Annotated in this window: 19 protein-coding genes and 1 pseudogene; 10 read left to right on the top strand and 10 right to left on the bottom strand. The window is 55.1% G+C overall.

Annotation, left to right across the window (positions count from 1 at the left end; translation table 11 throughout):
- Positions 1-22: 22 nt before the first annotated feature.
- Positions 23-820, top strand: coding sequence for an opacity family porin (locus HT085_RS07160; RefSeq protein ID WP_172763943.1), 798 nt, complete (start codon positions 23-25; stop codon positions 818-820).
- Positions 821-1,054: 234 nt separating this feature from the next.
- The gene (locus HT085_RS07155) at positions 1,055-1,351 is read left to right on the top strand and encodes a hypothetical protein (protein ID WP_003695979.1); all 297 of its coding nucleotides are present in this window, start codon (positions 1,055-1,057) and stop codon (positions 1,349-1,351) included.
- A gap of 1,972 nt (positions 1,352-3,323) precedes the next feature.
- On the opposite strand, the gene HT085_RS07150 is transcribed toward HT085_RS07155, so the two are convergent.
- Both HT085_RS07150 and HT085_RS07145 read right to left on the bottom strand, forming a co-directional pair.
- A complete protein-coding gene (locus HT085_RS07150; protein WP_003697400.1) occupies positions 3,324-3,479 on the bottom strand; it encodes a hypothetical protein in 156 nt (51 codons plus the stop codon).
- Between the two features lie 16 nt (positions 3,480-3,495).
- Positions 3,496-5,292 carry an aminopeptidase P family protein gene (locus tag HT085_RS07145; RefSeq protein WP_010360673.1) on the bottom strand — a complete coding sequence of 599 codons (1,797 nt, stop codon included), beginning with the start codon at positions 5,290-5,292 and terminating at the stop codon, positions 3,496-3,498.
- 458 nt (positions 5,293-5,750) lie between these two features.
- Here HT085_RS07145 and HT085_RS07140 point away from each other — a divergent pair, with 458 nt between their 5' ends.
- The 3 genes and pseudogenes from HT085_RS07140 to HT085_RS11580 all read left to right on the top strand — a co-directional run.
- The gene (locus HT085_RS07140; RefSeq protein ID WP_003689333.1) at positions 5,751-7,004 is read left to right on the top strand and encodes an NRAMP family divalent metal transporter; all 1,254 of its coding nucleotides are present in this window, start codon (positions 5,751-5,753) and stop codon (positions 7,002-7,004) included.
- A 154-nt stretch (positions 7,005-7,158) separates the two neighbouring features.
- Positions 7,159-8,670, top strand: a complete 1,512-nt coding sequence (gene lysS / locus HT085_RS07135) for a lysine--tRNA ligase (protein ID WP_003689332.1) — start codon at positions 7,159-7,161, stop codon at positions 8,668-8,670.
- Positions 8,671-8,916: 246 nt separating this feature from the next.
- A pseudogene (locus tag HT085_RS11580) lies at positions 8,917-9,725 on the top strand (transposase); the annotation flags it as partial.
- On the opposite strand, the gene HT085_RS07120 reads toward HT085_RS11580, so the two are convergent.
- Positions 9,726-10,916 (bottom strand): amino acid aminotransferase, encoded by a 1,191-nt coding sequence (locus HT085_RS07120; protein ID WP_003705754.1) that lies wholly within the window; start codon positions 10,914-10,916, stop codon positions 9,726-9,728. It abuts the pseudogene before it with no gap.
- A gap of 81 nt (positions 10,917-10,997) precedes the next feature.
- Complete coding sequence (locus tag HT085_RS07115) at positions 10,998-11,495, bottom strand: DNA-mimic protein DMP19 (protein ID WP_003689329.1); 498 nt, start codon at positions 11,493-11,495, stop codon at positions 10,998-11,000.
- A 115-nt stretch (positions 11,496-11,610) separates the two neighbouring features.
- Here HT085_RS07115 and HT085_RS07110 point away from each other — a divergent pair, with 115 nt between their 5' ends.
- The gene (locus tag HT085_RS07110; RefSeq protein ID WP_003689327.1) at positions 11,611-11,814 is read left to right on the top strand and encodes a zinc-finger domain-containing protein; all 204 of its coding nucleotides are present in this window, start codon (positions 11,611-11,613) and stop codon (positions 11,812-11,814) included.
- A gap of 165 nt (positions 11,815-11,979) precedes the next feature.
- Here the strand turns inward: HT085_RS07110 and HT085_RS07105 are convergent, their stop codons facing one another.
- The 4 genes from HT085_RS07105 to HT085_RS11860 form a co-directional block, all read right to left on the bottom strand.
- Positions 11,980-13,566: an L-lactate permease gene (locus HT085_RS07105; protein ID WP_003689325.1), complete on the bottom strand. Its 1,587-nt coding sequence runs from the start codon at positions 13,564-13,566 to the stop codon at positions 11,980-11,982.
- 268 nt (positions 13,567-13,834) lie between these two features.
- The gene (gene lpxH / locus HT085_RS07100; RefSeq protein WP_003689323.1) at positions 13,835-14,557 is read right to left on the bottom strand and encodes a UDP-2,3-diacylglucosamine diphosphatase; all 723 of its coding nucleotides are present in this window, start codon (positions 14,555-14,557) and stop codon (positions 13,835-13,837) included.
- Between the two features lie 208 nt (positions 14,558-14,765).
- Complete coding sequence (locus tag HT085_RS11865; protein WP_020997380.1) at positions 14,766-15,251, bottom strand: YadA C-terminal domain-containing protein; 486 nt, start codon at positions 15,249-15,251, stop codon at positions 14,766-14,768.
- Positions 15,223-15,891, bottom strand: coding sequence for a hypothetical protein (locus HT085_RS11860; RefSeq protein WP_003695595.1), 669 nt, complete (start codon positions 15,889-15,891; stop codon positions 15,223-15,225). The genes HT085_RS11865 and HT085_RS11860 overlap by 29 nt, the downstream gene beginning before the upstream one ends.
- 376 nt (positions 15,892-16,267) lie before the next feature.
- Between HT085_RS11860 and smc the strand changes: the two genes are divergently transcribed.
- On the top strand, positions 16,268-19,753 hold the full coding sequence (smc, locus tag HT085_RS07090; RefSeq protein WP_014580309.1) for a chromosome segregation protein SMC: 3,486 nt from the start codon (positions 16,268-16,270) through the stop codon (positions 19,751-19,753).
- 93 nt (positions 19,754-19,846) lie between these two features.
- Here smc and HT085_RS07085 read toward each other — a convergent pair whose 3' ends face one another.
- Entirely contained in the window at positions 19,847-20,236 is a 390-nt protein-coding gene (locus HT085_RS07085) for a type IV pilin protein (RefSeq protein ID WP_014580308.1), read from the bottom strand.
- 225 nt (positions 20,237-20,461) lie between these two features.
- Between HT085_RS07085 and HT085_RS07080 the strand changes: the two genes are divergently transcribed.
- Positions 20,462-21,640 carry a MacA family efflux pump subunit gene (locus HT085_RS07080; RefSeq protein WP_003689303.1) on the top strand — a complete coding sequence of 393 codons (1,179 nt, stop codon included), beginning with the start codon at positions 20,462-20,464 and terminating at the stop codon, positions 21,638-21,640.
- 65 nt (positions 21,641-21,705) lie between these two features.
- Entirely contained in the window at positions 21,706-23,640 is a 1,935-nt protein-coding gene (locus tag HT085_RS07075) for a MacB family efflux pump subunit (protein WP_003695602.1), read from the top strand.
- 98 nt (positions 23,641-23,738) lie between these two features.
- Here HT085_RS07075 and HT085_RS07070 read toward each other — a convergent pair whose 3' ends face one another.
- Positions 23,739-24,524 (bottom strand): DsbC family protein, encoded by a 786-nt coding sequence (locus tag HT085_RS07070; RefSeq protein WP_003689299.1) that lies wholly within the window; start codon positions 24,522-24,524, stop codon positions 23,739-23,741.
- 139 nt (positions 24,525-24,663) lie between these two features.
- On the opposite strand from HT085_RS07070, the gene HT085_RS07065 reads away from it, so the two are divergent.
- Positions 24,664-26,853 (top strand): primosomal protein N', encoded by a 2,190-nt coding sequence (locus HT085_RS07065; protein WP_003705770.1) that lies wholly within the window; start codon positions 24,664-24,666, stop codon positions 26,851-26,853.
- Positions 26,854-26,885: the final 32 nt, after the last annotated feature.

The following is a 26,885-nucleotide window of genomic DNA, read 5'->3' as shown; positions in this document are numbered from 1 at the left end:
TTAATAATTTAATCTTAGATATTTGGAGTTGATATGCATACGGCCGACAAAAAAACTTCTCTTCTCTTCTCTTCTCTTCTCTTCTCTTCTCTTCTCTTCCGCAGCGCGGGCGGCGGGTGAAGACCATGGGCGCGGCCCGTATGTGCAGGCGGATCTGGCTTACGCCTACGAGCACATCACCCGCGATTATCCCGATGCAGCCGGTGCAAACCAAGGCAAAAAAATAAGCACGGTAAGCGATTATTTCAGAAACATCCGTACGCATTCCATCCACCCCAGGGTGTCGGTCGGCTACGACTTCGGCGGCTGGAGGATAGCGGCAGATTATGCCCGTTACAGAAAATGGAAAGAAAGTAATTCTTCTACTAAAAAAGTTACTGAAGATATAAAAGACAACTACCGAGAAACCAAAACAGAACATCAAGGAAACGGCAGCTTCCACGCCGCTTCTTCTCTCGGCTTATCCGCCGTTTACGATTTCAAACTCAACGATAAATTCAAACCCTATATCGGTGCGCGCGTCGGCTACGGACACGTCAGACATCAGGTTCGTTCGGTTGGGCAAGAAACTATAACTGTTACCCCTAAACCAAAGAATGGTACGCAAGGAGGTTCTGTTATATCAACTAGCCCCGTCCCTGCCTATCACGAAAACCGCAGCAGCCGCCGCTTGGGCTTCGGCGCGATGGCGGGCGTGGGCATAGACGTCGCGCCCGGCCTGACCCTGGACGCCGGGTACCGCTACCACAACTGGGGACGCCTGGAAAACACCCGCTTCAAAACCCACGAAGCCTCATTGGGCATGCGCTACCGCTTCTGATTCCCCGATACCGATGCCGTCTGAACCTTCAGACGGCATTTTTAAGGCGCAAGATCGGGCAAACGGCATTTTCAGACGGCATAACTGACAGTATAATCCGAACATCCGGCCGCTTTCGCGCGGCCTTCAGCATTATCCGATTTTTTCCGAAAGCCGAACCATGCAATACAAACCCCTCCTGCTCGCCCTGATGCTTGGCAGGCGGCGGGTGAAGACCATGGGCGCGGCCCGTATGTGCAGGCGGATCTGGCTTACGCCTACGAGCACATCACCCGCGATTATCCCGAAGCAACCGGTGCAAACCAAGGCAAAATAAGCACGGTAAGCGATTATTTCAAAAACATCCGCACCCGCTCCGTCCACCCCCGACTCGCCCTCGGCTACGATTTCGGCGGCTGGCGCGTCTTTTCCGCCCCCGCCGTTGCCGCCGGCCTCCACCAATCCCTTCAATATTACCGATCCCGCCATTGCCGCCGATTCCGTCAAATCCATCAATTCCGCCGAATCACGCCTATTCCCCAAAAACCTTGATGCGGCGGGCTGAAGCCCGCCCTGCAACCCTCTCTATGCACCCCCTTGCGAGCCCGACACTACGCAACATCTTGAGAACCCATCCTGTCAAGAATACCCGAACCGTCCCGATACACCGTAATCCTAAAACCCGCCATTCCCGCGCAGGCGGGAATCCAGTCCGTTCGGTTTCAGTCATTTCCAAAAATTGCCGTAGCGTTAAGTTTCTAGATTCCCACTTTCGGGGGAATGACGCGGTGCAGGTTTCCGTGCGGACGGATTCGTCATTCCCACACAGACAGGAATCCGGATTTGTCCGCGCGGAAACTTATGCGCCGTCATTCCCGCACAGGCGGGAATTCAGGTCTGTCGGCATAGGAACTTATCGGATAAAACGGTTGCCCCAACCCTGCGTTCTAGATTCCCACTTTCGTGGGAATGACGATTCAGGTATTCCTAATAGCAACCCGCCACAACCCACCTACGCCCATCCTACGCATCTGCCATACAGCCCTGTTCCGGAGCGCGCGGATAAGGTGCGATGCCGCCGGCGGGCATCATAGTCCTCTCTCCCTGTGGGAGAGAGCTAGAAAGCTGCAAGGCTTGTATTTTAGAAGACTAAGGGATTTGGGAAAGATTGTCGAAATTCAGGGAGCCCTCTCTCCCACGGGGGAGGGGGCAGGTTGCGGCAGATTTGGCGGTTGCAGGCGGTTTGAAAAACAGATTGGATTTACAACCGTTGATTTCAGGTCGTCTGAAAAGCAAAAAGCAGCCTGCACAACCTGATTAGTTTACAAAACCCTTAACCCCAACAGCCTCCCCGTCCTCTCTCCCCGTGGGAGAGGGCTGGAGAGAGGGCAACAAGCCGCAAGGCTTGTATTTGGGCGGTTAAGCTGTTGGGAAAGGTTGCCGCAACTTGGAGAATGCCCTCTCCCCGGCCCTCCCCCACGGGAGAGGGAGTGGGTTTCGGCAGATTTTTCGGTTGCAGGCGATTTGAAAGGCAACTTAGATTTGCAGCTGTTGTTTCAGGTCGTCTGAAAAGTAAAAAGCAGCCTGCACAACCTGATTAGTTTACAAAACCCTTAACCCCAACAGCCTCCCCGTCCTCTCTCCCGTGGGAGAGGGCTGGAGAGAGGGCAACAAGCCGAAAGGCTTGTATTGGGGCGGTTAAGTTGTTGGGAAAGGTTGCCGCAACTTGGAGAATGCCCTCTCCCCGGCCCTCCCCCACGGGGGAGGGAGTGGGTTTCGGCAGATTTTTCGGTTGCAGGCGATTTGAAAGGCAACTTAGATTTGCAGCTGTTGTTTCAGGTCGTCTGAAAAATAAAAAGCAACCTGCACAACCTGTTTTCCTTGCAGCAAACCTCAACCCCAACAGCCGACCCGTCCTCTCTCCCCGTGGGAGAGGGCTGGAGAGAGGGCAACAAGCCGCAAGGCTTGTATTGGGGCAGTTAGGGTGTTGGGAAAGGTTGCCGCAACTTGGAAAATGCCCTCTCCCCGGCCCTCCCCCACGGGGGAGGGGGCAGGTTGCAGCAGATTTTGCGGTTGCAGGCGGTTTGAAAAACAGATTGGATTTACAGCCGTTGATTTCAGGTCGTCTGAAAAGTAAAAACAGCCTGCACAACCTATTTTCTTGGAATAGCGCATTAAAAAGAGTATGAGAATGGAGACATAAAAAATTCCGGCGAATGTCCGTGCGCCGTTCCCGTCCGTCATTCCCGCACAGGCGGGAATCCGGATTTGTCCGCACGGAAACTTATATTTCGTCATTCCACCAATCCCGCCCACAGCCCACTTTTCCGCGTCATTCCCGCGCAGGCGGGAATCCAGTCCGTTCGGTTTCGGTTATTTCCGATAAATTCCTGCTGCTTTTCATTCCTAGATTCCCACTTTCGCGGGAATGACGGGATTTCAGGGTAAAGATGGCGGCAGCCGGAGGGCTGTGAAGAGCTGTTTTCGCAGGAATGACGATATGCGGATTTGCTGTTTTCATCCGCTACCGATGCCGTCTGAAGCCTGTTTGGCGTTTCAGACGGCATTGGGTTTTTTGTGCATTTGCCGCAAAACGGATCGGTGTCTGCTTGCGGCAAGACGATAACGGTGCGGAATGTTTTGGGAAACCAATGCCGTCTGAAGGGCTTTCAGACGGCATTTTTGTACCGTGCCGTTTAACGCGCCAGCGGTTCGGTGCGTTTGATCAGCCACGCTTTTGCCGCGCCTTCGGTCAGCGGCTCGAGGCGGCGGCGGACTTCGGCGTGGTAGCGGTTGACCCAGTCGATTTCGCCGTCGGTCATCAGGGCGGTGTCCATCAGGCGTGTATCGATGGGGCAGAGGGTCAGGGTTTCAAAACAGAGGAAGCTGCCGAACTCGGTTTCCTGCGGGTCGGCGACGGCTTGGTTGGCGGCGAGGTTTTCAATGCGGATGCCCCATTTCCCCGGACGGTAGAGGCCGGGTTCGATGGAGGTAACCATGCCTTTTTTCATGGCGGTTTCGGGCGTGGCGGGGGCGGCGAAGGCGATGCGCTGCGGGCCTTCGTGGACGTTGAGGAAATAGCCTACGCCGTGGCCGGTGCCGTGTCCGTAGTCGCATTGCGCCTGCCACAGGGGTTTGCGGCAAATCGCGTCAATCAGCGGCGAGGGGATGTTTTCGGGGAACACGGCTTCGGCAAGCGCGATATGGGCTTTGAGAACGAGCGTGTTGTCGCGTTTTTGTTCTGCTGTGGGCGTGCCGACGGGGACGACGCGGGTGATGTCGGTCGTGCCGCCTTTGTATTGCGCGCCGGAGTCGATGAGCAGCAGACCGTTGCCGCTGATGGTGCTGTGGCTTTCGGGTGTTGCGCTGTAATGCGGCAGGGCACCGTTGGCGTTGAAGCCTGCGATGGTGTCGAAACTCAAGGACACAAAACCCGGGCGCGCGCTGCGGTGGCGGTAAAGCATCGTATCCACGTCGATTTCGGTCAGGCTGCCGCCTTTGCCGATGATGTCTTCAAACTCGGCGAAGAAGCCGCACAACGCCGCGCCGTCTTGTTCCATCGCTTCGCGGATGCGGGCGATGTCGGCTTCGGATTTGACGGATTTGAAGAAGGTGGACGGGTTGATGCCTTCAATCAGGCGCGCGCTTTCGGGCAGGCGCACGAGCGTACTGACGGCGGTTTTGTTCGGCTCGATGAGCAGCGCGCCGCCGATTTGCGCGAGTTTGTCGGCAACTTGGGCGTAAGGCTCGACCGTGATACCTGCGGTTTGCAGCGCGGCGGCGGCTTCGGCGTTCAGACGGCATTGTTCGGTAAACAGGACGGCACTGTCTTTGCCGATCAGCAGGAAGGACACGAAAACAGGGTTGAAAGGCACGTCGCTGCCGCGCAGGTTGGTCAGCCAAGCGATGTCGTCAAGCGAGGAAACCAAGTGGTAATCCGCGCCTTTTTCCGCCATAACTGCGCGCACGCGGGCGAGTTTCTCGGCGGCGGTTTCGGAGACGTAGGCGTGGTCGTGGATGAACACGGTTTCGGCGGGGATAGCGGGACGGCTTGTCCACACTTGGTCAAGCAGGTCGTCGGGGTGTTGGATGCGGATGTTTTTGGCGGCGAGCGATTGCGCCAAAGTGCGTTTGCCGGTGAGCGACACCATATCGGAAGGGATGCCGACGGCAGCGTTTTCGGGCAGGTTTGCCGCGAGCCATTCGTTGTACGGCGGCACTTGCCCGCTTTTTTGCAGCTCAATGCCGCTGCCGGAAAGCTGTTTGGCGGCTTGTTCCCAATAGCGGCTGTCCACCCATACGCCCGCTTCATTGGCGGTAACGACGAATGTGCCGACCGAGCCGGTAAAGCCTGACAATTCGCGCCGCGCCTGCCAATGCTCGGGCAGGTATTCGGATAGGTGGGGGTCGGCGGAAGGGATGACGAGTGCGTCCAAGCCTTGCGCCTTCATGGCTTCGCGCAATGCGGACAGGTAATTCGATACGGTATTCATAACAGTTCCTCCAATCGGGTTTCGCGGCTTCAGACGGCATGGACGGAAATCTGAAATGCCGTCTGAAAAACATAACCATATTATCAAATCGCCAGCCTGCTGCAAAACGGACGGGCTGATCGGATGGTGCGTGTTTGCACGAAAAAAAGCGATGTAAGGTTGTTTGTTGTAAAATTTCAGGCATAAAATGTCGTTTCATGCCTTCTTTTGGAAGTAATACGGAAAATATAGTCAGGTTTCAGCATGAAGTTCTAATAGTGTGTGTTGGCAGGTATTTGGATTACGTTACAATACGCGCTTTCATCAAAATTTCCCTACCGGGCGGTATCCTGTTTTTGAAGACGGTAGGATTTGGGTTTGTTTGGGGTCAATCCCGCCCAAATTGGAGCAATAGATAGGGCTGTGTCCGAATATGCGGCTCTGTATGTTGAAACACAGTTAAAAATACGGAAGACTTTATGTCCGAACAACATATTTCGACTTGGAAAAGCAAGATCAACGCATTGGGACCGGGGATTATGATGGCTTCGGCGGCTGTCGGCGGTTCGCACCTGATTGCCTCGACGCAGGCGGGCGCGCTTTACGGCTGGCAGCTCGCGCTCATCATCATCCTGACCAACCTCTTCAAATACCCGTTTTTCCGCTTCAGCGCGCATTACACTCTGGACACGGGCAAGAGTCTGATTGAAGGTTATGCCGAGAAAAGCTGCGTTTATTTGTGGGTTTTTTTGATTTTGTGTATCGCCTCCGCCACGATTAACGCGGGCGCGGTCGCCATTGTAACCGCCGCCATCGTCAAAATGGCGGCACCCTCGCTGATGTTTGATGCCGGCACGGTTGCCGCCTTGATTATGGCATCCTGCCTGATTATTGTGGTAAGCGGACGCTATCGCGCTTTGGATCGTGTTTCCAAAATCATCATTGTTACTTTGAGCATCGCCACGCTTGCCGCCGCCGGCATCGCTATGTCGCGCGGTATGCAGATGCAGCCCGATTTTATCGAGCCGACACCGTGGACGCTTGCCGGTTTGGGCTTCCTGATCGCGCTGATGGGCTGGATGCCCGCGCCGATTGAGATTTCCGCCATCAATTCTTTGTGGGTAACCGAAAAACAACGCATCCGGCCTTCCGGCTACCGCGACGGCATTTTCGATTTCAACGTCGGTTATATCGCCAGTGCGGTTTTGGCTTTGGTTTTCCTTGCACTGGGCGCGTTTGTGCAATACGGCAACGGCGAAGCAGTGCAGATGGCGGGCGGCAAATATATCGGGCAATTGATTAATATGTATGCCGTAACCATCGGCGGCTGGTCGCGCCCGCTGGTGGCGTTTATCGCGTTTGCCTGTATGTACGGCACGACGATTACCGTTGTGGACGGCTACGCCCGCGCCATTGCCGAGCCCGTGCGCCTGCTGCGCGGCAGGGAAAAACCCGGCAACGCCGAACTCTTTGCCTGGAATATTTGGGTGGCGGGCAGCGGTTTGGCGGTGATTTTCTGGTTCGACGGCGTAATGGCGAATCTGCTCAAATTTGCGATGATTGCCGCCTTTGTGTCCGCCCCTGTGTTCGCCTGGCTCAACTACCGCCTCGTCAAAGGGGACAAACGCCACAGGCTTACCGCCGGTATGAACGCCCTTGCCATTGTCGGCCTGCTCTACCTGGCCGGGTTTGCCGTTTTGTTCCTGCTGAACCTGACGGGGCTTTTGGCATAGTTTCCAAAACACGGATGCCGTCTGCAAGATTTTCAGACGGCATCGCCCTTTCTTGGAAAAAAACACCGACATCGCGTAAAATACGCGCAAATTTTGTGATTCGGTCAGGTCGTCTGAAACAGACTGCGCCTGATTTATTTTTTCGGAAAACCCTATGAGCGAACAAAACCATCCGCAAACCGAGCCGCAGTTGGACGAAAACCAAATCATCGCCCTGCGCCGCGAAAAACTGAACAACATCCGCCAACAGCGCAACGCTTACCCCAACGATTTCAAGCGCGACAGCTTTGCCGCCGATTTGCAGGCGCAATACGGCGAAATCGGCAAAGAAGAACTCGACCCGCAGGCCGTTCCCGTTAAAATTGCCGGCCGCATGATGCTCAAACGTCAAATGGGCAAAGCCAGCTTCGCCACCATTCAAGACGTTACCGGTCAAATCCAGCTTTATCTGAACAACAAAGGCGTGAGCCAAGAAGTTTTGGACGACTTCAACCACTGGGACTTGGGCGACATCGTCGGTGCGGAAGGCACTTTGTTCAAAACCAACCACGGCGAACTAACCGTGCGTGTGTCCGACATCCGCCTGCTGTCCAAATCCCTGCGTCCGCTGCCCGACAAACACAAAGGCTTGAGCGATCAGGAAACCAAATACCGCCAACGCTACGTCGATTTGATTGCCAATGAAGAATCGCGCAATACCTTTATCAAACGCAGCCAAATCATCCAATCTGTGCGTAATTTTATGGTGGGCGAGCATTATCTCGAAGTCGAAACCCCGATGATGCACCCGATTCCCGGCGGCGCGACAGCGAAACCCTTCGTTACCCACCACAATGCCTTGGACATTCCGCTCTACCTGCGCATCGCGCCCGAGCTGTATCTGAAACGCTTGGTGGTCGGCGGCTTGGAACGCGTGTTTGAAATCAACCGCAGCTTCCGTAACGAGGGCATGTCCGTGCGCCACAACCCCGAATTTACGATGATTGAATTTTACGAAGCCTTCTCCGACTACGAACGTATGATGCAGATGGCGGAAGACATCATCCGCAACGCATCGCGCACGGTAAACGGCACGGCAAACATCACTTACAACGGCAAAGAAGTCGATTTGGAAAGCCCGTTCGAACGTCTGACCATCCTCGAAGCCATCAAAAAATACAATCCGCACTACACCGACGAGCAGTTGAACGATGCGGAATGGCTGAAAAAAGAAATCGTCAAACACGGCGAAAGCCTGCCGCCGTCCCCGGGCATCGGCAGCCTGCAACTCGCCCTGTTTGAAGGTTGCGCCGAGGGCAAACTGTGGAATCCGACCTTTATTGTCGATTACCCGGTCGAAGTTTCCCCGTTGGCGCGCGCTTCGGATACGAAACAAGGTCTGACCGAACGCTTCGAGCTTTTCGTTGTCGGGCGCGAACTGGCAAACGGCTATTCCGAGTTGAACGACCCCGAAGACCAAGCCGAACGCTTCAAATCGCAAGTGGCGCAAAAAGATGCGGGCGACGACGAAGCCATGCACTACGATGCCGACTACATCCGCGCGATGGAATTCGGTTTGCCGCCGACCGGCGGTTGCGGCATCGGCATCGACCGCTTAGTGATGCTGCTGACCGATTTGCAAACCATCCGCGATGTGATTCTGTTTCCGCAGATGCGTCCCGAGTAATCATATATTCAATTAAAAACAAAATAGTACAACACTCGACGTTGAAGGTTTAACCATGGCATACTCTGCGGACTTAAGAAACAAAGCTTTAAACCATAGCGGATTAACAAAAATCAGGACAAGGCGGCGGGCCGCAGGCAGTACGAATGGTACGGAACCGATCCGCCCGGCGCTCCATCACCTTAGGGAACCGTTCCCTTTGAGCCGGGGCGGGGCAACGCCGTACCGGTTTTTGTTAATCCGCTATATTACGGACAATGCAAAAACACCGGCCAAACCGCAGCAACGTTTAACTTGTCAAGAAACACGCTTTACCTGCGGATTCGCCTTAAAAAACAAACAGGCAGCCTAAAACATCAAGTTACCGGCCTAAATGCCGCCAAATCGGATAGGCAAAAACCGGCTCGATATGTCGGGCGGCATCCGGATGCCTGTCTGCATGAAATCGCCAAACATTTTGATTGTACGGCAGCCGCCGTTTGCCATGCGCCCAAACAGATGCGGATGGCGCGCAAAAAAAGACCGCCGCTTACAAAGGACAAGACCCGGCCAAAGTAACGCATTATTTGACACGGCCGGCCGGATTTTCCGACTGCCAACGCGTTTGTCCGGATGAAACAGGATTCGACCGCCGCCTGTTCCGCCCCTATGCCCGCAGCCTGAAAGGGCAAATGGCGAAAGCGCGGATAAGTGGGAAAAGATACCGGCGCTTATCTTTGGTGTCCGCACAAGCCGGCAACCGGCCGATTGCTCCGGTGGTTTGTCAAAATACGGTGGCCGGGGTCTTTTTTGAAGCGCGGTTTCAGCAATGCCTACTGCCCGCATTGGCTCAAAAATCGGTGATTATTTCAGATAATGCGCGATTTCGCCGTATGGGTGCCTTACGGGGAACGGCGGAAAAATTGGGACATAAGGTATTGCCTCCCGCACCTTGTTCGCCCGAGCCCAACCCGATTGAGAAAGTGTGGGCGAATATTAAGCGGTATCTGCGAACCGTTTTGTCTGATTACGCCCGATTTGACGATGCACTACTGTCCTATTTTGATTTTAATTGACTATACTTTCACGATGCTTTCACACAGATAATCGATGTTGTCGTCGGTAATGCCGGCGACGTTGATGCGGCCGGAACGGACGGCATAAATGGCAAACTCGTTTTTCAAACGGTCAACTTGTTCGGGAGTCAAGCCGCTGAAAGAGAACATACCGTTTTGTTCAATAATAAAATCAAAGTCTTGGGTTGAACCTTTGGCCTTGAGCAACTCGACAAATTTTTGGCGCATGGCTTTGATGCGGCCGCGCATTTCGTCAAGTTCGGCAATCCATTGTGCTTTCAAATCATCATTTTTCAACACCAGTGCAATGGTGTTCGCACCATGTGAAGCCGGGTTGGAATACAAGGTACGGATGATGGTTTTGATTTGGCTGTGGGCGCGGGCTGCTGTTTCTTCATCTTCGGCCACCAAAGTGAATGCACCGACACGCTCGTTGTACATGCCGAAGTTTTTGGAATAAGAGCTGGCAATCAGCAATTCTGTATTGTGTTTCAAGAACACGCGCAAGCCATAGGCATCTTCTTCCAAACCATTGCCGAAGCCTTGGTAGGCAAAGTCAAACAATGGCAACCAGCCTTTTTCGGCAGAAAGTTTTGCTAAAGTTTCCCATTGTTCGGGCGTAGGGTCGATACCGGTAGGGTTGTGGCAGCAGCCGTGCAGCAGGACGATGTCGCCTTTTTGCGCTTGGTTCAAATCTTCAATCATGCCGTCCCAATCCAAGCAGTGTTTGGCGGCATCATAGTAGCGATAAGGTTTGTCTTGGATACCGACCGCTTTGGCAATGGCGTTGTGGTTTGGCCAGGTCGGATTGGAAATCCAGATGGTTTGCGCGTTCAACTGACGTTTGGCAAATTCGGCCGCAATACGCAATGCGCCTGTACCGCCAAGGCTTTGCGCTGTTTTGGCGCGGCGGCTGGCGATGATTTCGTGGTCTTTGCCGAACAGCAGGATTTGGGTTTGCTCGTTGTAGTCGGCAACGCCGTCGATGGTCAGGTAATTTTTGGTGGTTTCGCTTTCCAACAGGCGTTTTTCAGCCTCTTTGACGGCTTTGACAATGGGTGTCGCGCCGGATGCGTCTTTGTACACGCCGATGCCGAGGTTGACTTTTTCGGGGCGGGTTTCGGCTTTGAACGCTTCGCCCAAACCGAGAATCGGATCGGCGGGGGCGGCTTCGATGTGCTTGAAGAACATAGCTTGCTCCTTGATGGGGACGGAAGATAATTCGGGTTTGCCGATTTTACGCTGTTTTACACGGGCTGGAAACAGACGCAATCACGCCTGCCCGATATGGGCGAATGCCGCCCGGTTTGACAGGATGTGTTCTGCAAGCAGGGGCAGGTCTTGTTCGGCGGCTTCGTAGTATGCGCCGTCCCATTCTTCAAAGTCGGGGAACTGTTTGCGCAGGGATTCGATGTCTGCGCCTCCGTCGGCGAGCGTTTCGATGGTTTCGCCGTGTTGTTCGTAGAGGGCTTTGGCTTTGTCCAAGACTTTCGGCACGGCTTTGATTTTCCAGCGGCGCAGGCTGTCGGCAAGCGGGTTGCGGAAAATGTATTCGCCGTAGCCGGAGGCGATAAGCTGTACGAAGCCGCCTTCTTCGACTTGGCTGTCGAGGTAGCAGAATGCGGTCAGCGTGTGCTGGTCGTCGGACAGGCAGGAGAGGGATTCGTCGCCGGTTTGGGCGGTGTGTTCGAGGTAGGCGGAAACGAGGGTATAGAGCAGAACGGATGGTTCTTGTTGGCGGATGTCTTCAGGAAGGGTAAGCGCAGTCATGGTATGCCGTCTGAAAAGTGGGGATTATAGCGGATTGCGGCTTTGCGCCGAAAATATCCTTTAGCCTGCCGATGGCGTAAAATGGGCGCACGCCAACCACGCAAAGGAAAATCAAATGGACAATCTGAATCCGCAGGAAATTTCCGTGTTGCCGGAAAATCTGCCGCTGTATTGCTCGGGACCGGACAACGAGCAGTGGAACGGGCATCCGAGGGTGTTTTTACCTTTGGGCGAAGGAGAATCGGGCAGCGTTGCCTGCCCGTATTGCGGCACGCGCTACCGCCTTGACGGCAAGATGCCGCATCATTACTACGCCTGAATGCAAACGGCGATAAAAATGCCGTCTGAAGCCTTTTCCGGTTTCAGACGGCATTTGTTTGGCGGGGCGGGCTGTTCCGGCACGGGTATTCTGCCCGACGCGCCGCCCGGACGAGCGGCGGTTTCCGTTCCCCGCGTGCTGCCGCTATGGATGGCGGCGTTTCGCCTAGAGGAAGAAAATCATTGCCGCGACGACGGCAATCACGCCGTAAATCGCCATCGGGATAACGGTTTTCTTGATAATCGCACCTTCGGAATTTTTCACGTCCAATACGGTACATACGGCGATGATGTTGTTGAGGCACACCATATTGCCCATCGCGCCGCCGACGGACTGCAACGCCAGAATCAGGGTCACGGACAGGCCGGTATCAAGGGCGATTTGCTGCTGAATCGGACCGAAGGTCAGGTTGGACACGGTGTTGGAGCCGGAGAAGAACGCACCGATCGCGCCCAGATACGGCGAAAAATAAACCCAGTGTTCGCCCGCCATTGCGGCAAATTCCTTACCGATGATTTTCACCATCGAATTGTCGCCGCCGACCAGCATCAGCTGAACCATAATCAGCGCACCCATCAGGGCAAGCAGCGGTTTTTTGGTTTGATTGAAGGTTACGGCATAAATCGTCCAGGCATCTTTGAATTTGGTTTTATACAGCAGGATGCAAATCCAAACGGTCAGCACGAACGGAATCCAAGCCGGGACGTACAGCGTTTGGTAAGACGCGCTGACATCTTGTCCGAAAATATTGCCGAAGGTAATCGTCAGGGAGTCGCTGACGGTAATTTTGGACAAATCAAACGGCAGTTGGAAGCTGAACCATTCTTCTTTGCTGGTCAAAATGCCTTTGATTCCGAGCTGTTTGATGCGGGTAACCACCAGCATGCCGATCAGCATACCCAAAGGGGCGAGTGCTTTGGCGACTTGGGCGAACGGCACTTTTTCGGCATTCGGGTCTTTGGCGTGGTCTTTGCTCAAGCCCCAGCCTTGGTTGGCGGCGAATACGGACACCATCAGGCCGATTGCGCCGGCGACGAGCGACGGGAATTCTTCGTTGACCATCGCCAATGCGGCATAAGGAATGGTGCAGGAGAAGACGGCAATGGCGACGAAGCCCAAGTTTTTGCGGATTTCAGACCAAGGCACGATGAAGCCCAAACCGATGACAGGGATGACGAAACCTGCGAAGAAGTGCATCACGCCGGTCTGCCTGCCGATGGCGAGGATGTCTTCGGCACTCAGGTTCAGCGGTGCGAAACCGAACCAGGTCGGCGTACCGACCGCGCCGAACGATACCGGCACGGAATTCATCACCAAAGTGAAAATCGCCACTTTCAACGGATTGAAGCCCAAGCTCATCAGAATCGGCGCGGCAATCGCGGCAGGCGTGCCGAAACCGGATGCGCCTTCAATCATAAAGGCAAAAGCCCAGCCGATAATCATCAGTTGCGCTACGGGGTTCGGGCTGATGGTCGCCAGCCATTTGCGGATGACATCGATGCAGCCCGTGGTTTCCATCATACGGTTGAACATAATCGCGCCGAAAATCACGGTAATCGGCGTGAGCGTTTTGACGAGGCCGGAAGCGGCGGTGGCGTTGAGCAGCATTCCCGCATCGCCGAAGTAGAAAAGTTTGATGGCGTAAATCAGCACTGCGGTAATCGGCAGTGCGACGTAGGAAGGCATACTGTTTTTTTTCACCATCAGCCAAATCAGCAGGACGATGGGGAATATGCTGAGGAAAAGTGCCATAACGAATCCTTTTTAGGCATTTGCATCATAAGGCGCGTCGAGGTTTGGAAAGACGTTCAAATCCCGCACACCCGATATTTTGGTTAAAAGATAAATTGGTAAGACCAATTATTATGCGTTTGCACACTTTACGTAATCTTATGTAATCGGTCAAGCATTTTATCGATAATGGCTATTAATGCGGGTTAAGGATGGTGATGATGCGGCGGAGGGAGTGTGGGAAAGGGGCGTGTAGAAAAAGCCGCCCGAAAGGCTTCAGACGGCATTTTCAGCATTCTTCCGGCGGCACGAATACCGCGCCGTCCCCGTCCACGCGGAGGATTGAAGCATAGTCGTTATGCCAGTCGCCCAAAACGATGCGGGTAAAGCCGTTTTCGTGATGGATATGCTCGCGGTGGGTGTGTCCGTGTATCAGCCTTTCCGCGTTAAAGGCGCGAACCTGCCGCGCGGTAAAGGCGGCATTGACATCCATAATATCGGCGGGCTTGACCTGTTTTTCCATTTTGCTGACACGCCTGATTTTGGCGGCAAGGCGCGTGCGCCACTTCAGGGGCAGCATCAGGAACAGTTTTTGCAGCCGCCTGCAATGCACGATGCGGCGGAAACGCAGGTATGCCTTGTCGTCGGTGCACAATGTGTCGCCGTGGCAAATCAGGGTGTTGCTGCCGAACAAGTCCAAAACCGAGTAATCCGGCAGCAGCGTCATACCCGCCTGCCGGCAAAAATCCCGACCGATTAGGAAATCGCGGTTGCCCCTGACAAAGAACACGGCAACGCCTTTGTCGGACAATTTCCTGATTTCCCGCGCAACCGAAGTATTCAACTCGGAAACTTCGTCATCGCCCACCCAAAAATCAAACAAATCGCCCAAAATATAAACCGCCCGCGCCTGCCCGGCGGCGGCAGAACGTAAAAAACGCAGCAGCAGTTCGGTCAGTTCGGGGTGCTTTTCGCTCAAATGCAGGTCGGAAATGAAATAGGAGGGTCGCATAGGCAGGTTTCCAAATCGGGCGGATGTCGTGGCGGATTATAACGCGCCCGGCGGCGGGGCAATACGGCAAATGCCGCGCCAAGCATCGGGCATTGGCGGAACCGGGGTTCGGGCGCGTTAAAAATGCCGTCTGAAGGCTTCAGACGGCATCGCGCGGGTGCGGCATCGGAAAAAGGCAGAGCCGCCGTCCCGCCTTACGTTTATTGCTTCAATGTTTTTTCAATTCGGACAACGCGCGGCGCAACTGTTGCAGCTCGTTTTCCATTTCGGCCTGTTTGTGCAGTTTGCGGTCGGTTTCTGCCTGCCGGGCGCGCAACGCCGCCACTTCCTGCCGCAATTGCAAAACTTTTGCAGGATGCGCCGCGTTTTGTGCGGCAACCGCAGGTGTCGGTTTGCCGCCGAATTTCCAAGAAACCCCCGCGCCGAAAGCCCGGTCCGGTCCGGCAAAACTGCCCGCCACATTAAGCAACACATTTTCAGCGGGCTTAAACACCGCCCCCATTGCCACCGCTTGGGCATTTTTATAGCTTCCAAAGCCCAAAGAAAAGGCGAATTTGTCGTTTTTGCCTAATTGTGCAGGTTTTAACGAAGCCAACGCCGCAGCACTTGCGCCGACGCGGTTTGTACGTTTGCTTAAGCGGTTCAACTGGCGGACATTTACTGCATCATAAATCTTCCGTGCCATCGGCGACATTGACGATTTTCCGTTTCAATGTATCGGAACCCACTGATACGGTATTTTCTTCATTCGCCACAGATTCTGCACCTAAAGCAACAGAACCATAAGCATTTGCCCGAGTTTCATAACCTAATGCCAAACTTTCTTCTGCCAAAGCCCTGCTGTGACTGCCAAAAGTAGCACTGCGGTAGCCCGTTGATTGGCTGCTGTCGCCGACTGCCAAGCTTTCAATAGCTGTGGCTGTAGAAAACGCTCCAAATGAACTGGCAAAAAGATTATGTGAAGAAGATCTAAACCCTAGTGCCACCGCACCGTAAGTTTGACCGTATCTTGAGAGAATATCTTTTTCCGACTCAGTCCTTACGGTTATCTTTGTTACATTGCCGTCTGCATCGACATAAAGACCTTTATTATCGTTTCCCACAATATGATTTATTGTGCCTTTTTCCAATTGCTTTATCTTGGCGGCAGAACCAATCGCTATTGCACCATAGCCATCACTAGATGCCAGATAGCCTTCTGCTATACTAAATTTTTTCGATGCTTCAGAACTTCCCCCTAAAGCCAATGCCCCGGGTGCATTTGCTTCGGCAGATGTGCCGATTGAGGTTGCTAAGTTTGGTATTATCCCCCTGAGCTTTTGCCTCAACCCCAATGGCGATACTGAACTTATCTGCGTAAACTTTACCGCCTGATAACGAATAGTTTATTTCTTGAGGTGCAGCCGCAAAAGATCGAACAGGATAAAAAGAAGTGGAAATTAAGTAGAGCGATTAAAGAAAGGGGGGTTAGACTATTTTGCTTGCTTGCTTGCTTGCTTGCTTGCTTGACTGTTTTTGTTTTCATGGAATCCTCCTCCGTATATTTGTCAGGAAAGTGTGGGAAACGCAAAGATTTTAATACGGATGGCCGGGATGTGCAAAATCCTGCCGCACCGGGGCGGGATGCGGTAAGGTTTTGCCGGCAAGATATGGGGTGGTGCGGCGGGATTTCCGTTAAAATACGCTTCTTTTTTATTTTTTCCGACCATTATGCGCCTGACCCACATCAAACTCTCCGGCTTCAAATCTTTTACCGACCCGACCACGATTCATGTTCCGGGGCAGCTTGTCGCGGTTATCGGGCCGAACGGCTGCGGCAAGTCGAATGTGATTGACGCGGTGCGCTGGGTGTTGGGCGAGGCTTCGGCGAAGCAGCTTCGCGGCGAGAGTATGCAGGACGTGATTTTTAACGGTGCGGCGACGCGCCGTCCTGCGCCGAGGGCTTCGGTGGAGCTGGTATTTGACAACAGCGACCACAGTTTGCAGGGCGCATGGGGGCAGTATGCCGAGGTGAGCATCAAGCGGCAGCTGACGCGTCAGGGGGAATCGACTTATTTCATCAACAATCAGACCGTGCGCCGCCGCGATATTACTGATTTGTTCTTGGGTACGGGCGTGGGCGCGCGCGGTTATGCCGTCATTGAGCAGGGGATGATTTCGCGCATCATCGAAGCGCGGCCGGAGGAGTTGCGCGCCTATATCGAGGAGGCGGCGGGCGTGTCCAAATATAAGGAACGCCGCAAGGAGACGGAAGGCCGTCTGAAAGACACGCGCGAGCATTTGCAGCGTTTGGGCGATTTGCAGAACGAGTTGGCGCGTCAGGTGGAAAAGCTGGAAAAACAGGCGGAAACCGCCGAACGCTACAAATCCCTGACCGCGCAGTTGAATCAACAACAGGATTTGCTCGATTACGCCCAATGGCAGCAATCGCTTGCCGCCGCCGACAAGGCGACCGCGCAGCATCAATCTTTGCAGGCGCAGCAGGATGAAACCGCCGCACAGGTTCAGGCGTTAAATAACGAAGTACACGCCTTGCAGACTGCCGAACAGTCGCAGCAGCAGGCAGTACACGAATTGAGCAACAAACGCGGCGTGTTGCGCGAGCAGATTGCCCGTTTGGAAGAACAAATCCGCCACCGGCAAAACCTGCACCAACGCATCGAACGCGACAAGCAGGCAGCGCAGGCGCAGTTGCAACGCATCCGGCAGGAGCAGCAGCAAATCCGCGTGCAGCTTGAGGAAAACGAGTTGCAGGCCGAAGAAAAGCAAACCGAATTGGCGGAATGGGCGATGCAGGTTGCCGAACACGAAGAGCGTCTGCCCGAATTGGAAGAAGTCCAAGCCACGCTCAACGCTGCCTTCCAAACCCAGCAGGACGAGGCAAACCGCATCCGCCGCGAACTGGCGTTGAAGCAGCAGCAGCTTGCCCATGCCGAACAAACCGTTGCCAAGCACGAAGAGCGCAAAGGCCGTCTGAAGCAGGAAAACCAAGCCCTGAACCTGCCCGACGAGGCCGAAACCGCCGCCGCTCAGGAAGCCGCCGCCTTGTTGCAAAGCCGGCAAGAGCATTACGAAGAACAAATCATTGCCGCCGAAGAAGCCTTGCACGCCGCCCGCGAGGCGTTTCAGACGGCCTCAAACCGCTTCCAAAGCCTGAAGCAGCAACACATTACCTTGCAGGCGCAGCAGCAGGCGTTGTCGCAAATCCTGTCGCAACAGCAGGAAGCCGCCGACTTTTGGCAGGCAACCGACCACGCCGCCGCGCCGCAACTGTGGCAACACATCACCGCGCCCGCCGAGTGGCAGCACGCCCTGTCCGTCATCCTTGCCGAACGCCTGCACGCCCGTAGCGTGCCGAATAGTTTCGTACCGCCCGCACCTTTGCCGCAGGGGCAGGCGGCATGGCTTTCAGACGGCCTCTCCGGCGGCATCAAAAAATCCCTGCCCGTACAGGCATTGCTGAACCAAATCCAAGCGCAGCCGCCGTTTCAGACGGCATTGCACCACTGGCTCGACGGCGTATTGTGCGCGCCCGATTTGAGCTACGCCCTCGCGCATCAAAGCGATTTGGGCACGCATCAAATCTGGCTCACACCCGAAGGCCATCAGGTCGATAAAGTCAGCGTCCTGCTCTATGCCAAGCCCGCGCAGGAAAGCCTGATTGCCCAAAAAGCACGCCTCGACGGCATCGCGGCCGAACTGGAAAACCTCGCCCCCGGACTTTCCGCCGCCGAAGCCGCGTTCAAACAGGCGGAGGCTGCCGTGCGCTCGTCCGAAGTGCAGCACAAAAATCTGATGCAGCAGCAACAGCAACACACGCGCCAATACAGTCAAGCGCAGCAACGCACCGCCGAACTTCTGGCGCGCACCAACCAAGGGCAAATCCGCCGCGAACACATCGAGCGCGAACTGGCACAGTTGGCGGAAGAGCAGACCGTGTTGCAACACACGTCCGACGGGCTTTCAGACGACATCGCTACTTTGCAGGAAGCCGCCGCCGAACTCGAACACCAGCAGCAAACCACCGCGCACAGCCGCCAAGAGCAGCAAGGCCGTCTGAAACAGGCGCAGCTTGCCCTGTTGGAAGCCAACCGCCAATACGGGCTTGCCGAAGTCGCCGTCCACAAACTCAACCAGCAAAAACAAAACTACCGGCAGCAAATCGCCCGGCTCGAACAGCAAACCCTGGACTGGCAGGAACGCCGGCAAGAGCTTGCCCTCGCCTATGAAACCGAGTTCCAAAACGACGAGCAGCACATCAAGCTCGACGAGTTGACCGAAACCGTACACACGCTGGACGAAGAATACATCGCCGTGCAGGAAAAACTCGCGCAGATTCAGGAACAGGGCAGGGAGCAATACGCCCGCGTACAAACCCTGCAAACCAAGCTGCCGCAGCTTCAGGCCGCCACCCAAACCGCCCTGTTGCAGCAGCAGGAGGCCCTGATCAACGCCAAACGCTACCATCAAAACCTGACCGAACGCGCTGCCGATCTGGACGCGCTCGAAGCGTTGGCGAAAGAATCGGCGAAAGTATTGAACAGCAGCATCGGCAGCCTTACCCGGCAAATCGAAGCCCTCGGCGCCGTCAACCTCGCCGCCCTGCAAGAACTCGAAGAAGCGCGCGAACGCGACGGCTACTACCGCAGCCAAAGCGAAGACGTGCAGGCCGCCATCGCGCTTTTGGAAGAAGCCATCGCCCAAATCGACGACAAAACCAAAGCGCGTTTCAAAGAAACTTTCGACGCCGTCAACGGCAAAGTCCAAACCTTCTTCCCGACCCTGTTCGGCGGCGGCGAAGCCACCCTCAAAATGATAGGCGACGACCTCCTGACCGCCGGCGTGTCCATCATGGCGCGTCCGCCCGGCAAGAAAAACAGCACCATCCACCTCCTCTCCGGCGGCGAAAAAGCCCTCACCGCCATGAGCCTCGTGTTCGCCCTGTTCAGCCTCAACCCCGCCCCCTTCTGCCTTCTGGACGAAGTCGATGCCCCGCTGGACGATGCCAACACCTCGCGTTTCTGCAAGCTGGTCAAAGAAATGTCGGTGCAAACCCAGTTCCTCTACATCTCCCACAACCGCCTGACCATGGAAATGGCGGAGCAGCTGGTCGGCGTAACCATGCAGGAAAAAGGCGTGTCGCGCGTCGTCGCCGTAGACATCAAGCAGGCGTTGGAAATGGCGGAAGCCGTTTGAAAGGCGTATCGGGATGTCAAAAATGCCGTCTGAACAGCGTTCAGACGGCATTTTTATAGATGGTTTAGGCACAATGCCGACTGCAACAGCCAATCAGTCGAAGCCGGGGCAGGATTGGTTTGTACCGGAAGCGGCAATGATACCGCCGTCGTTGAGCGTAACGACGCAGGTTTCGCCTTCGTTGGTCGCCGTATCGGGAGCGGCCTGAAGGGTGAAGTGGTCGGGGCTGACTTTGCTTAAGGTAATGTTGAAATATTTGTTTTGTTTCAGTTTGGTTTGGTCGTAGTTTTTAAACGTCCCTTTTTGGCGGTAGTAACGCTCCAAGTTTTGCGCGTTCACCAGCAGGGTGGATTTGACTTCCGACAGGCGGGCGCGCCGGATGTAGGTTTTATAGGAAGGGTAGGCGATGAGCGTCAGGATGCCGAGGATGGCGACGGCAATCATCAGCTCGAGCAGCGTAAAGCCTTTTTGAACGTTTTTCATAGCAATGTGTTTCCATTTGGTTGTTTGTGGGCGGCATTATAACGCCGTATCGGAAATGGCGGAATATGTAAACGGATTGAAATTTTCGGGAAAGCAGATTGTATAAGCCATTTAAAACAAATGGTTATTTTTATTGTCGGCGGTTTGCCGCCTTGGATGGGGCAGGGACTTGCGGTAGAATCCGCTTCCGGTTTATGGGATTGACGCATACAGAGAATTGAAAATATGGCGAAAATGATGAAATGGTCGGCTGTTGCGGCAGTCGCGGCGGCAGCGGTTTGGGGCGGATGGCATTATCTGAAGCCCGAGCCGCAGGCTTCTTATATTACGGAAACGGTCAGGCGCGGCGGCATCAGCCGGACGGTTTCCGCGACGGGCGAGATTTCGCCGTCCAACCTGGTATCGGTCGGCGCGCAGGCTTCGGGGCAGATTAAAAAGCTTTATGTCAAACTCGGGCAACAGGTCAAAAAGGGCGATTTGATTGCGGAAATCAATTCGACCACGCAGACCAACACGCTCGATATGGAAAAATCCAAATTGGAAACGTATCAGGCGAAGCTGGTGTCGGCACAGATTGCATTGGGCAGCGCGGAGAAGAAATATAAGCGTCAGGCGGCGTTGTGGAAGGATGATGCGACCTCTAAAGAAGATTTGGAAAGCGCGCAGGATGCGCTTGCCGCCGCCAAAGCCAATGTTGCCGAGTTGAAGGCTTTAATCAGACAGAGCAAAATTTCCATCAATACCGCCGAGTCGGATTTGGGCTACACGCGCATTACCGCGACGATGGACGGCACGGTGGTGGCGATTCCCGTGGAAGAGGGGCAGACTGTGAACGCGGCGCAGTCTACGCCGACGATTGTCCAATTGGCGAATCTGGATATGATGTTGAACAAAATGCAGATTGCCGAGGGCGATATTACCAAGGTGAAGGCGGGGCAGGATATTTCGTTTACGATTTTGTCCGAACCGGATACGCCGATTAAGGCGAAGCTCGACAGCGTCGACCCCGGGCTGACCACGATGTCGTCGGGCGGCTACAACAGCAGTACGGATACGGCTTCCAATGCGGTCTATTATTATGCCCGTTCGTTTGTGCCGAATCCGGACGGCAAACTCGCCACGGGGATGACGACGCAGAATACGGTTGAAATCGACGGTGTGAAAAATGTGTTGCTTATTCCGTCGCTGACCGTGAAAAATCGCGGCGGCAAGGCGTTCGTACGCGTGTTGGGTGCGGACGGCAAGGCGGCGGAACGCGAAATCCGGACCGGTATGAGAGACAGTATGAATACCGAAGTGAAAAGCGGGTTGAAAGAGGGGGACAAAGTGGTCATCTCCGAAATAACCGCCGCCGAGCAGCAGGAAAGCGGCGAACGCGCCCTAGGCGGCCCGCCGCGCCGATAAACGAATATGCCGTCTGAACACGGAAACGGTTTCAGACGGCATTTGTTATTGATTTACGGAATATTATGAGCTTGATCGAATGTAAAAACATCAACCGCTGCTTCGGCAGCGGCGAGAACCGCGTCCATATTTTGAAAGACATCAGCCTGTCGATAGAGAAGGGTGATTTTGTCGCCATCATCGGGCAGTCCGGTTCGGGCAAGTCCACGCTGATGAACATACTCGGTTGTTTGGATACCGCCGGTTCCGGTTCGTACCGAATCGACGGCATCGAAACTGCCAAAATGCAGCCTGACGAACTGGCGGCATTGCGCCGCGAACGCTTCGGTTTCATCTTCCAACGCTACAACCTCTTAAGCTCGCTGACCGCAAGGGACAACGTCGCGCTGCCAGCCGTGTATATGGGTATGGGCGGCAAAGAGCGTTCCGCGCGGGCGGACAAACTCTTGCAGGATTTGGGTTTGGCAAGTAAAGAGGGCAACAAGCCCGGCGAACTCTCGGGCGGACAGCAGCAGCGCGTCTCCATCGCCCGCGCCCTGATGAACGGCGGAGAAATCATCTTCGCCGACGAGCCGACCGGCGCACTCGATACCGCCAGCGGCAAAAATGTGATGGAAATCATCCGCAGGCTGCACGAAGCCGGGCATACCGTCATTATGGTCACGCACGACCCCGGCATTGCCGCCAATGCCAACCGCGTCATCGAAATCCGGGACGGCGAAATCATTTCCGACACCTCGAAAAATCCCGAAATCCCCGCAAGCAATGTCGGGAGGATTCAGGAAAAAGCCTCGTGGTCGTTTTATTACGACCAGTTTGTCGAAGCCTTCAGAATGTCGGTACAAGCAGTATTGGCGCACAAAATGCGTTCGCTTCTGACCATGCTCGGCATCATCATCGGTATCGCTTCGGTTGTCTCCGTCGTCGCATTGGGCAACGGTTCGCAGAAAAAAATCCTCGAAGACATCAGTTCGATGGGGACGAACACCATCAGCATCTTCCCCGGGCGCGGCTTCGGCGACAGGCGCAGCGGCAAAATCAAAACCCTGACCATAGACGACGCAAAAATCATCGCCAAACAAAGCTACGTTGCCTCCGCCACGCCCATGACTTCGAGCGGCGGCACGCTGACCTACCGCAATACCGACCTGACCGCTTCTTTGTACGGCGTGGGCGAACAATATTTCGACGTGCGCGGGCTGAAGCTGGAAACGGGGCGGCTGTTTGATGAGAACGATGTGAAAGAAGACGCGCAAGTCGTCGTCATCGACCAAAATGTCAAAGACAAACTCTTTGCGGACTCGGATCCGTTGGGTAAAACCATTTTGTTCAGGAAACGCCCCTTGACCGTCATCGGCGTGATGAAAAAAGACGAAAACGCTTTCGGCAATTCCGACGTGCTGATGCTTTGGTCGCCCTATACGACGGTGATGCACCAAATCACAGGCGAGAGCCACACCAACTCCATCACCGTCAAAATCAAAGACAATGCCAATACCCGGGTTGCCGAAAAAGGGCTGGCCGAGCTGCTCAAAGCACGGCACGGCACGGAAGACTTCTTTATGAACAACAGCGACAGCATCAGGCAGATGGTCGAAAGCACCACCGGTACGATGAAGCTGCTGATTTCCTCCATCGCCCTGATTTCATTGGTAGTCGGCGGCATCGGCGTGATGAACATCATGCTGGTGTCCGTTACCGAGCGCACCAAAGAAATCGGCATACGGATGGCAATCGGCGCGCGGCGCGGCAATATTTTGCAGCAGTTTTTGATTGAGGCGGTGTTAATCTGCATCATCGGAGGCTTGGTCGGCGTAGGTTTGTCCGCCGCCGTCAGCCTCGTGTTCAATCATTTTGTAACCGATTTCCCGATGGACATTTCGGCGGCATCCGTTATCGGGGCGGTCGCCTGTTCGACCGGAATCGGCATCGCGTTCGGCTTTATGCCCGCCAATAAGGCAGCCAAACTCAATCCGATAGACGCATTGGCGCAGGATTGAGGTTTGAACAAAGATGCCGTCTGAAGCTGCCGCGACAGGCTTCAGACGGCATTTGAAAAAGGCTTGGAACATGGTTCCAAGCCTTTTGCATTGCGGGTTTACTGCTGGTTTTTGCGGATGATTTCCTCCAGTTGGGGCATCGGGCTGTAACCGCTTTGGGTGCGCCCGTTGGGGAAGACGAGGGTCGGCGTGCCGTTGAAGCCGAACTGTTCGCCCAAGGAAGTGGTTTCCGCGACGGGATTGTCGCAGATGCTGCCGCCGACCGGGAATTTGCCTTTACGCATCCAATCCGTCCACGCTTTGGCACGGTCGGGCTGACACCATAAGATTTGCGCCTTGCGCGCGGCATCTGGGTGCAGGCCGGCAATGGGCATCATAAAGCTGTAAACCGTCACGTCGGTCATTTTTTCAAACTCATGTTCCAAGCGTTTGCAGAACGGACAATCGGGGTCGGAGAAGACGGCGACTTTCAGCTTGCCGTTGCCGCGTACTTCTTTGATGGCTTTGTCCAAAGGCAGGGAGGCGAAGTCGATTTTGTTCAAATCGGCGGCGCGTTCTTCGGTCAGGTTTTTGCGCGTGTCGATGTTGATGAGTTCGCCGACGAACATATAGCCGCCTTCGGCATCGGTGTAGATAATCTGCCTGCCGCTGACGACGACTTCGTAAATGCCTTTGACCGGTGTTTCGCTGACGCTCAACACTTTCAAATCTTGGGCGGAATAGGTTTTTTCCAAACGCGCTTTCAAAGAAGCGGCAACGGATTTGCCGGCGGATTCGGCTTTGACGGCGGATTCGGCGTTGGCATTGGAAACGGGCGTTTGCCCGCAAGCCAGCAGCGGCAGGACGGTAAAGGGGGTCAAGATTTTGATTAACTTGGTTTTCATATCAAAGATGATTGAGCGTGTTGGAAAAGTGGCATTGTATCAAACCTCTGTTGCGCCTGCATTGCGCCGAGGCTCAATTTATCGTCTGAAAATAGCTTCCGGCTGTTAAAATACGCAAAAAAATGATTTGCCTGCCTGTATGATCTACCATCGCATCGCTGTAAACGTGCCGCTTTCAGACGGCCTTTTGACTTATTCGCATTCCGAGCCGCTTCCTCCGGGAACGCGGGTGCTTGTGCCTTTTCGCAATAAAACTGTTGTCGGGATGGTGTGGGAAACGGATATTGCGCCCGATATGGATGCGGCGCGGATTTTGAGCGTTCAGACGGTCTTTGTGGAAGAAAAGCCGCTGTCTCAAAGCTGGCGTGATTTGTTGGCGTTTACGTCGCGTTATTACCACTATCCGATTGGGCAGGCTGTATTTGCCGCATTGCCGCAGGGTTTGAAGGAAACGCGCGCGGTGGAAATGCCGCAGCCGCCGTTGTTTTATGCTTTGAACGAAGCGGGCAGGGCGCAAACGCCGCCGCCGGCTCGGTTCAACAAAAAAGCGGCTTTGTGGGACGCGCTGCTGTCGGGCGAAATGACGATGGCGGCGTTGAAACAGGCAAACGCGCAGGCGGCGAAATTGATTGAGGATTGGGCGGAGCAGGGCTGGATTGAAACGACGGAAGCGGCGAAACCTGTTTTAAGGCCGTACCGCGGGCAGGCTTCGCACTCTGAATTTGTATTAAATACCGGCCAGCAGAAGGCTTCCGATGAAATTCAGACGGCATTGGGACGCTTCCGGTCGTTTCTGCTGTACGGTATTACCGGCAGCGGCAAGACCGAGGTGTATTTCGATGCGATGGCGAAAGTGTTGGCGCAGGGGCGACAGGTGTTGTTTCTGTTGCCCGAAATCAACCTCACGCCGCAGCTTTTAAAGCGGGTGGAAAACCGTTTTGCCGACGTGCCGACCGCCGTGTTGCACAGCCGGATGGCGGCAGGCAGGCGCACGCAGGATTATCTGCGCGCGATGTTGGGGCAGGCGAAGCTGGTGATCGGCACGCGGCTGGCGGTGTTTACGCCTTTGCCTGATGTCGGGCTGATTGTGGTCGATGAGGAACACGACGGCTCGTTCAAACAAGACAACGAATTGCGCTACCACGCCCGCGATTTGGCGGTGTGGCGGGCGAAGCAGGGCGGCTGTCCCGTCGTGTTGGGCAGTGCCACGCCCAGCTTGGAGAGTTGGCACAAGGCGCAAAGCGGCGCGTACCGCCTGCTGCAACTGACCGAACGCGCCCATGCTTCCGCGCAACTGCCACAAGTGGACATCCTCAACATAGGTCGTCTGAAACTCGATAACGGCTTCTCACCGCAAGCCTTGCAGCTTTTGAAACAGAACTTTGAAGCGGGCGGTATGTCGCTGGTGTACCTTAACCGGCGCGGCTTCGCGCCTGCGCTGTTTTGCGGCGACTGCGGCCATACCTTCGGCTGCCCGAACTGCTCCGCCAAAATGGTGCTGCACCAACGCGCCCGCCAACTGCGCTGCCACCACTGCGACCACCGCGAACCCATCCCGTTCAAATGTCCCGACTGCGGCAACCAAGACCTGACCGCCGTCGGACACGGTACGCAGCGCGTCGAAGAAACCCTGCGCGCCTTCCTGCCCAAGGCAGCCGTCGTCCGCGTCGATAGGGACAGTACGGCGCACAAAAACGACTGGGCAGATTTGTACCGCCGCATCGCCAACGACGAAATCGACATTCTGGTCGGCACGCAGATGCTTGCCAAAGGCCATGATTTCGCGCGGCTCAACCTCGTTATCGTGTTGAACGCCGACGGCAGCCTGTACAGCGCGGATTTCCGTGCGCCGGAAAGGCTGTTTGCCGAGCTGATGCAAGTGTCCGGCAGGGCGGGGCGCGCCGACAAACCCGGCAAGGTGCTGATACAGACCCAACTGCCCGAACACCCTGTCTTCGCCGCCGTCAAAGCGCAGGACTACGCCGTGTTTGCCGAAAACGAATTGAACGAACGGCAAATGTTCGCCATGCCGCCTTTCGGTTTTCAGACGGCCGTCCGTGCCGATGCGCCGCGTGTTGCCGATGCGATGGAATTTCTCAACGCCGCCAAAGAAACCCTCGCCCCGCTCTTGCCCGAAAGCGTCTCCCGGTTCGGTGCCGCCCCGATGCTGATGGTGCGCCTTGCCGAACGCGAACGTGCGCAAGTTTTCCTCGAATCAACATCCCGACAAGATTTGCACCGCGCCGTGAGTTTGTGGGTGCAGGTGTTGCAGCAGAACCGCGACGGCAAAATCCGATGGTCGGTGGATGTCGATCCGCAGGAGGCTTGATCATTGGCAATCCGATGCCGTCTGAAAACCGT

Origin of the sequence: Neisseria gonorrhoeae (assembly GCF_013030075.1) — a bacterium.
Lineage (GTDB): Bacteria > Pseudomonadota > Gammaproteobacteria > Burkholderiales > Neisseriaceae > Neisseria > Neisseria gonorrhoeae.
The sequence above is the reverse complement of the archived record's forward strand: the minus strand, read 5'-3'. Positions and strand labels throughout refer to the sequence as shown.

Coding starts and splice junctions, on each gene's coding strand:
- HT085_RS07120 (WP_003705754.1), bottom strand. CDS start 10,916: ATGTTCTTCAAGCACATCGAAGCCGCCCCCGCCGATCCGATTCTCGGT.
- lysS (WP_003689332.1), top strand. CDS start 7,159: ATGAGCGAACAAAACCATCCGCAAACCGAGCCGCAGTTGGACGAAAAC.
- HT085_RS07085 (WP_014580308.1), bottom strand. CDS start 20,236: ATGAAAAACGTTCAAAAAGGCTTTACGCTGCTCGAGCTGATGATTGCC.
- HT085_RS07115 (WP_003689329.1), bottom strand. CDS start 11,495: ATGACTGCGCTTACCCTTCCTGAAGACATCCGCCAACAAGAACCATCC.
- HT085_RS07075 (WP_003695602.1), top strand. CDS start 21,706: ATGAGCTTGATCGAATGTAAAAACATCAACCGCTGCTTCGGCAGCGGC.
- HT085_RS07150 (WP_003697400.1), bottom strand. CDS start 3,479: ATGCCGTCTGAAAGCCCTTCAGACGGCATTGGTTTCCCAAAACATTCC.
- lpxH (WP_003689323.1), bottom strand. CDS start 14,557: ATGCGACCCTCCTATTTCATTTCCGACCTGCATTTGAGCGAAAAGCAC.
- HT085_RS07140 (WP_003689333.1), top strand. CDS start 5,751: ATGTCCGAACAACATATTTCGACTTGGAAAAGCAAGATCAACGCATTG.
- HT085_RS07105 (WP_003689325.1), bottom strand. CDS start 13,566: ATGGCACTTTTCCTCAGCATATTCCCCATCGTCCTGCTGATTTGGCTG.
- smc (WP_014580309.1), top strand. CDS start 16,268: ATGCGCCTGACCCACATCAAACTCTCCGGCTTCAAATCTTTTACCGAC.
- HT085_RS07145 (WP_010360673.1), bottom strand. CDS start 5,292: ATGAATACCGTATCGAATTACCTGTCCGCATTGCGCGAAGCCATGAAG.
- HT085_RS07080 (WP_003689303.1), top strand. CDS start 20,462: ATGGCGAAAATGATGAAATGGTCGGCTGTTGCGGCAGTCGCGGCGGCA.
- HT085_RS11865 (WP_020997380.1), bottom strand. CDS start 15,251: ATGTCGCCGATGGCACGGAAGATTTATGATGCAGTAAATGTCCGCCAG.
- HT085_RS07110 (WP_003689327.1), top strand. CDS start 11,611: ATGGACAATCTGAATCCGCAGGAAATTTCCGTGTTGCCGGAAAATCTG.
- HT085_RS07070 (WP_003689299.1), bottom strand. CDS start 24,524: ATGAAAACCAAGTTAATCAAAATCTTGACCCCCTTTACCGTCCTGCCG.
- HT085_RS07065 (WP_003705770.1), top strand. CDS start 24,664: ATGATCTACCATCGCATCGCTGTAAACGTGCCGCTTTCAGACGGCCTT.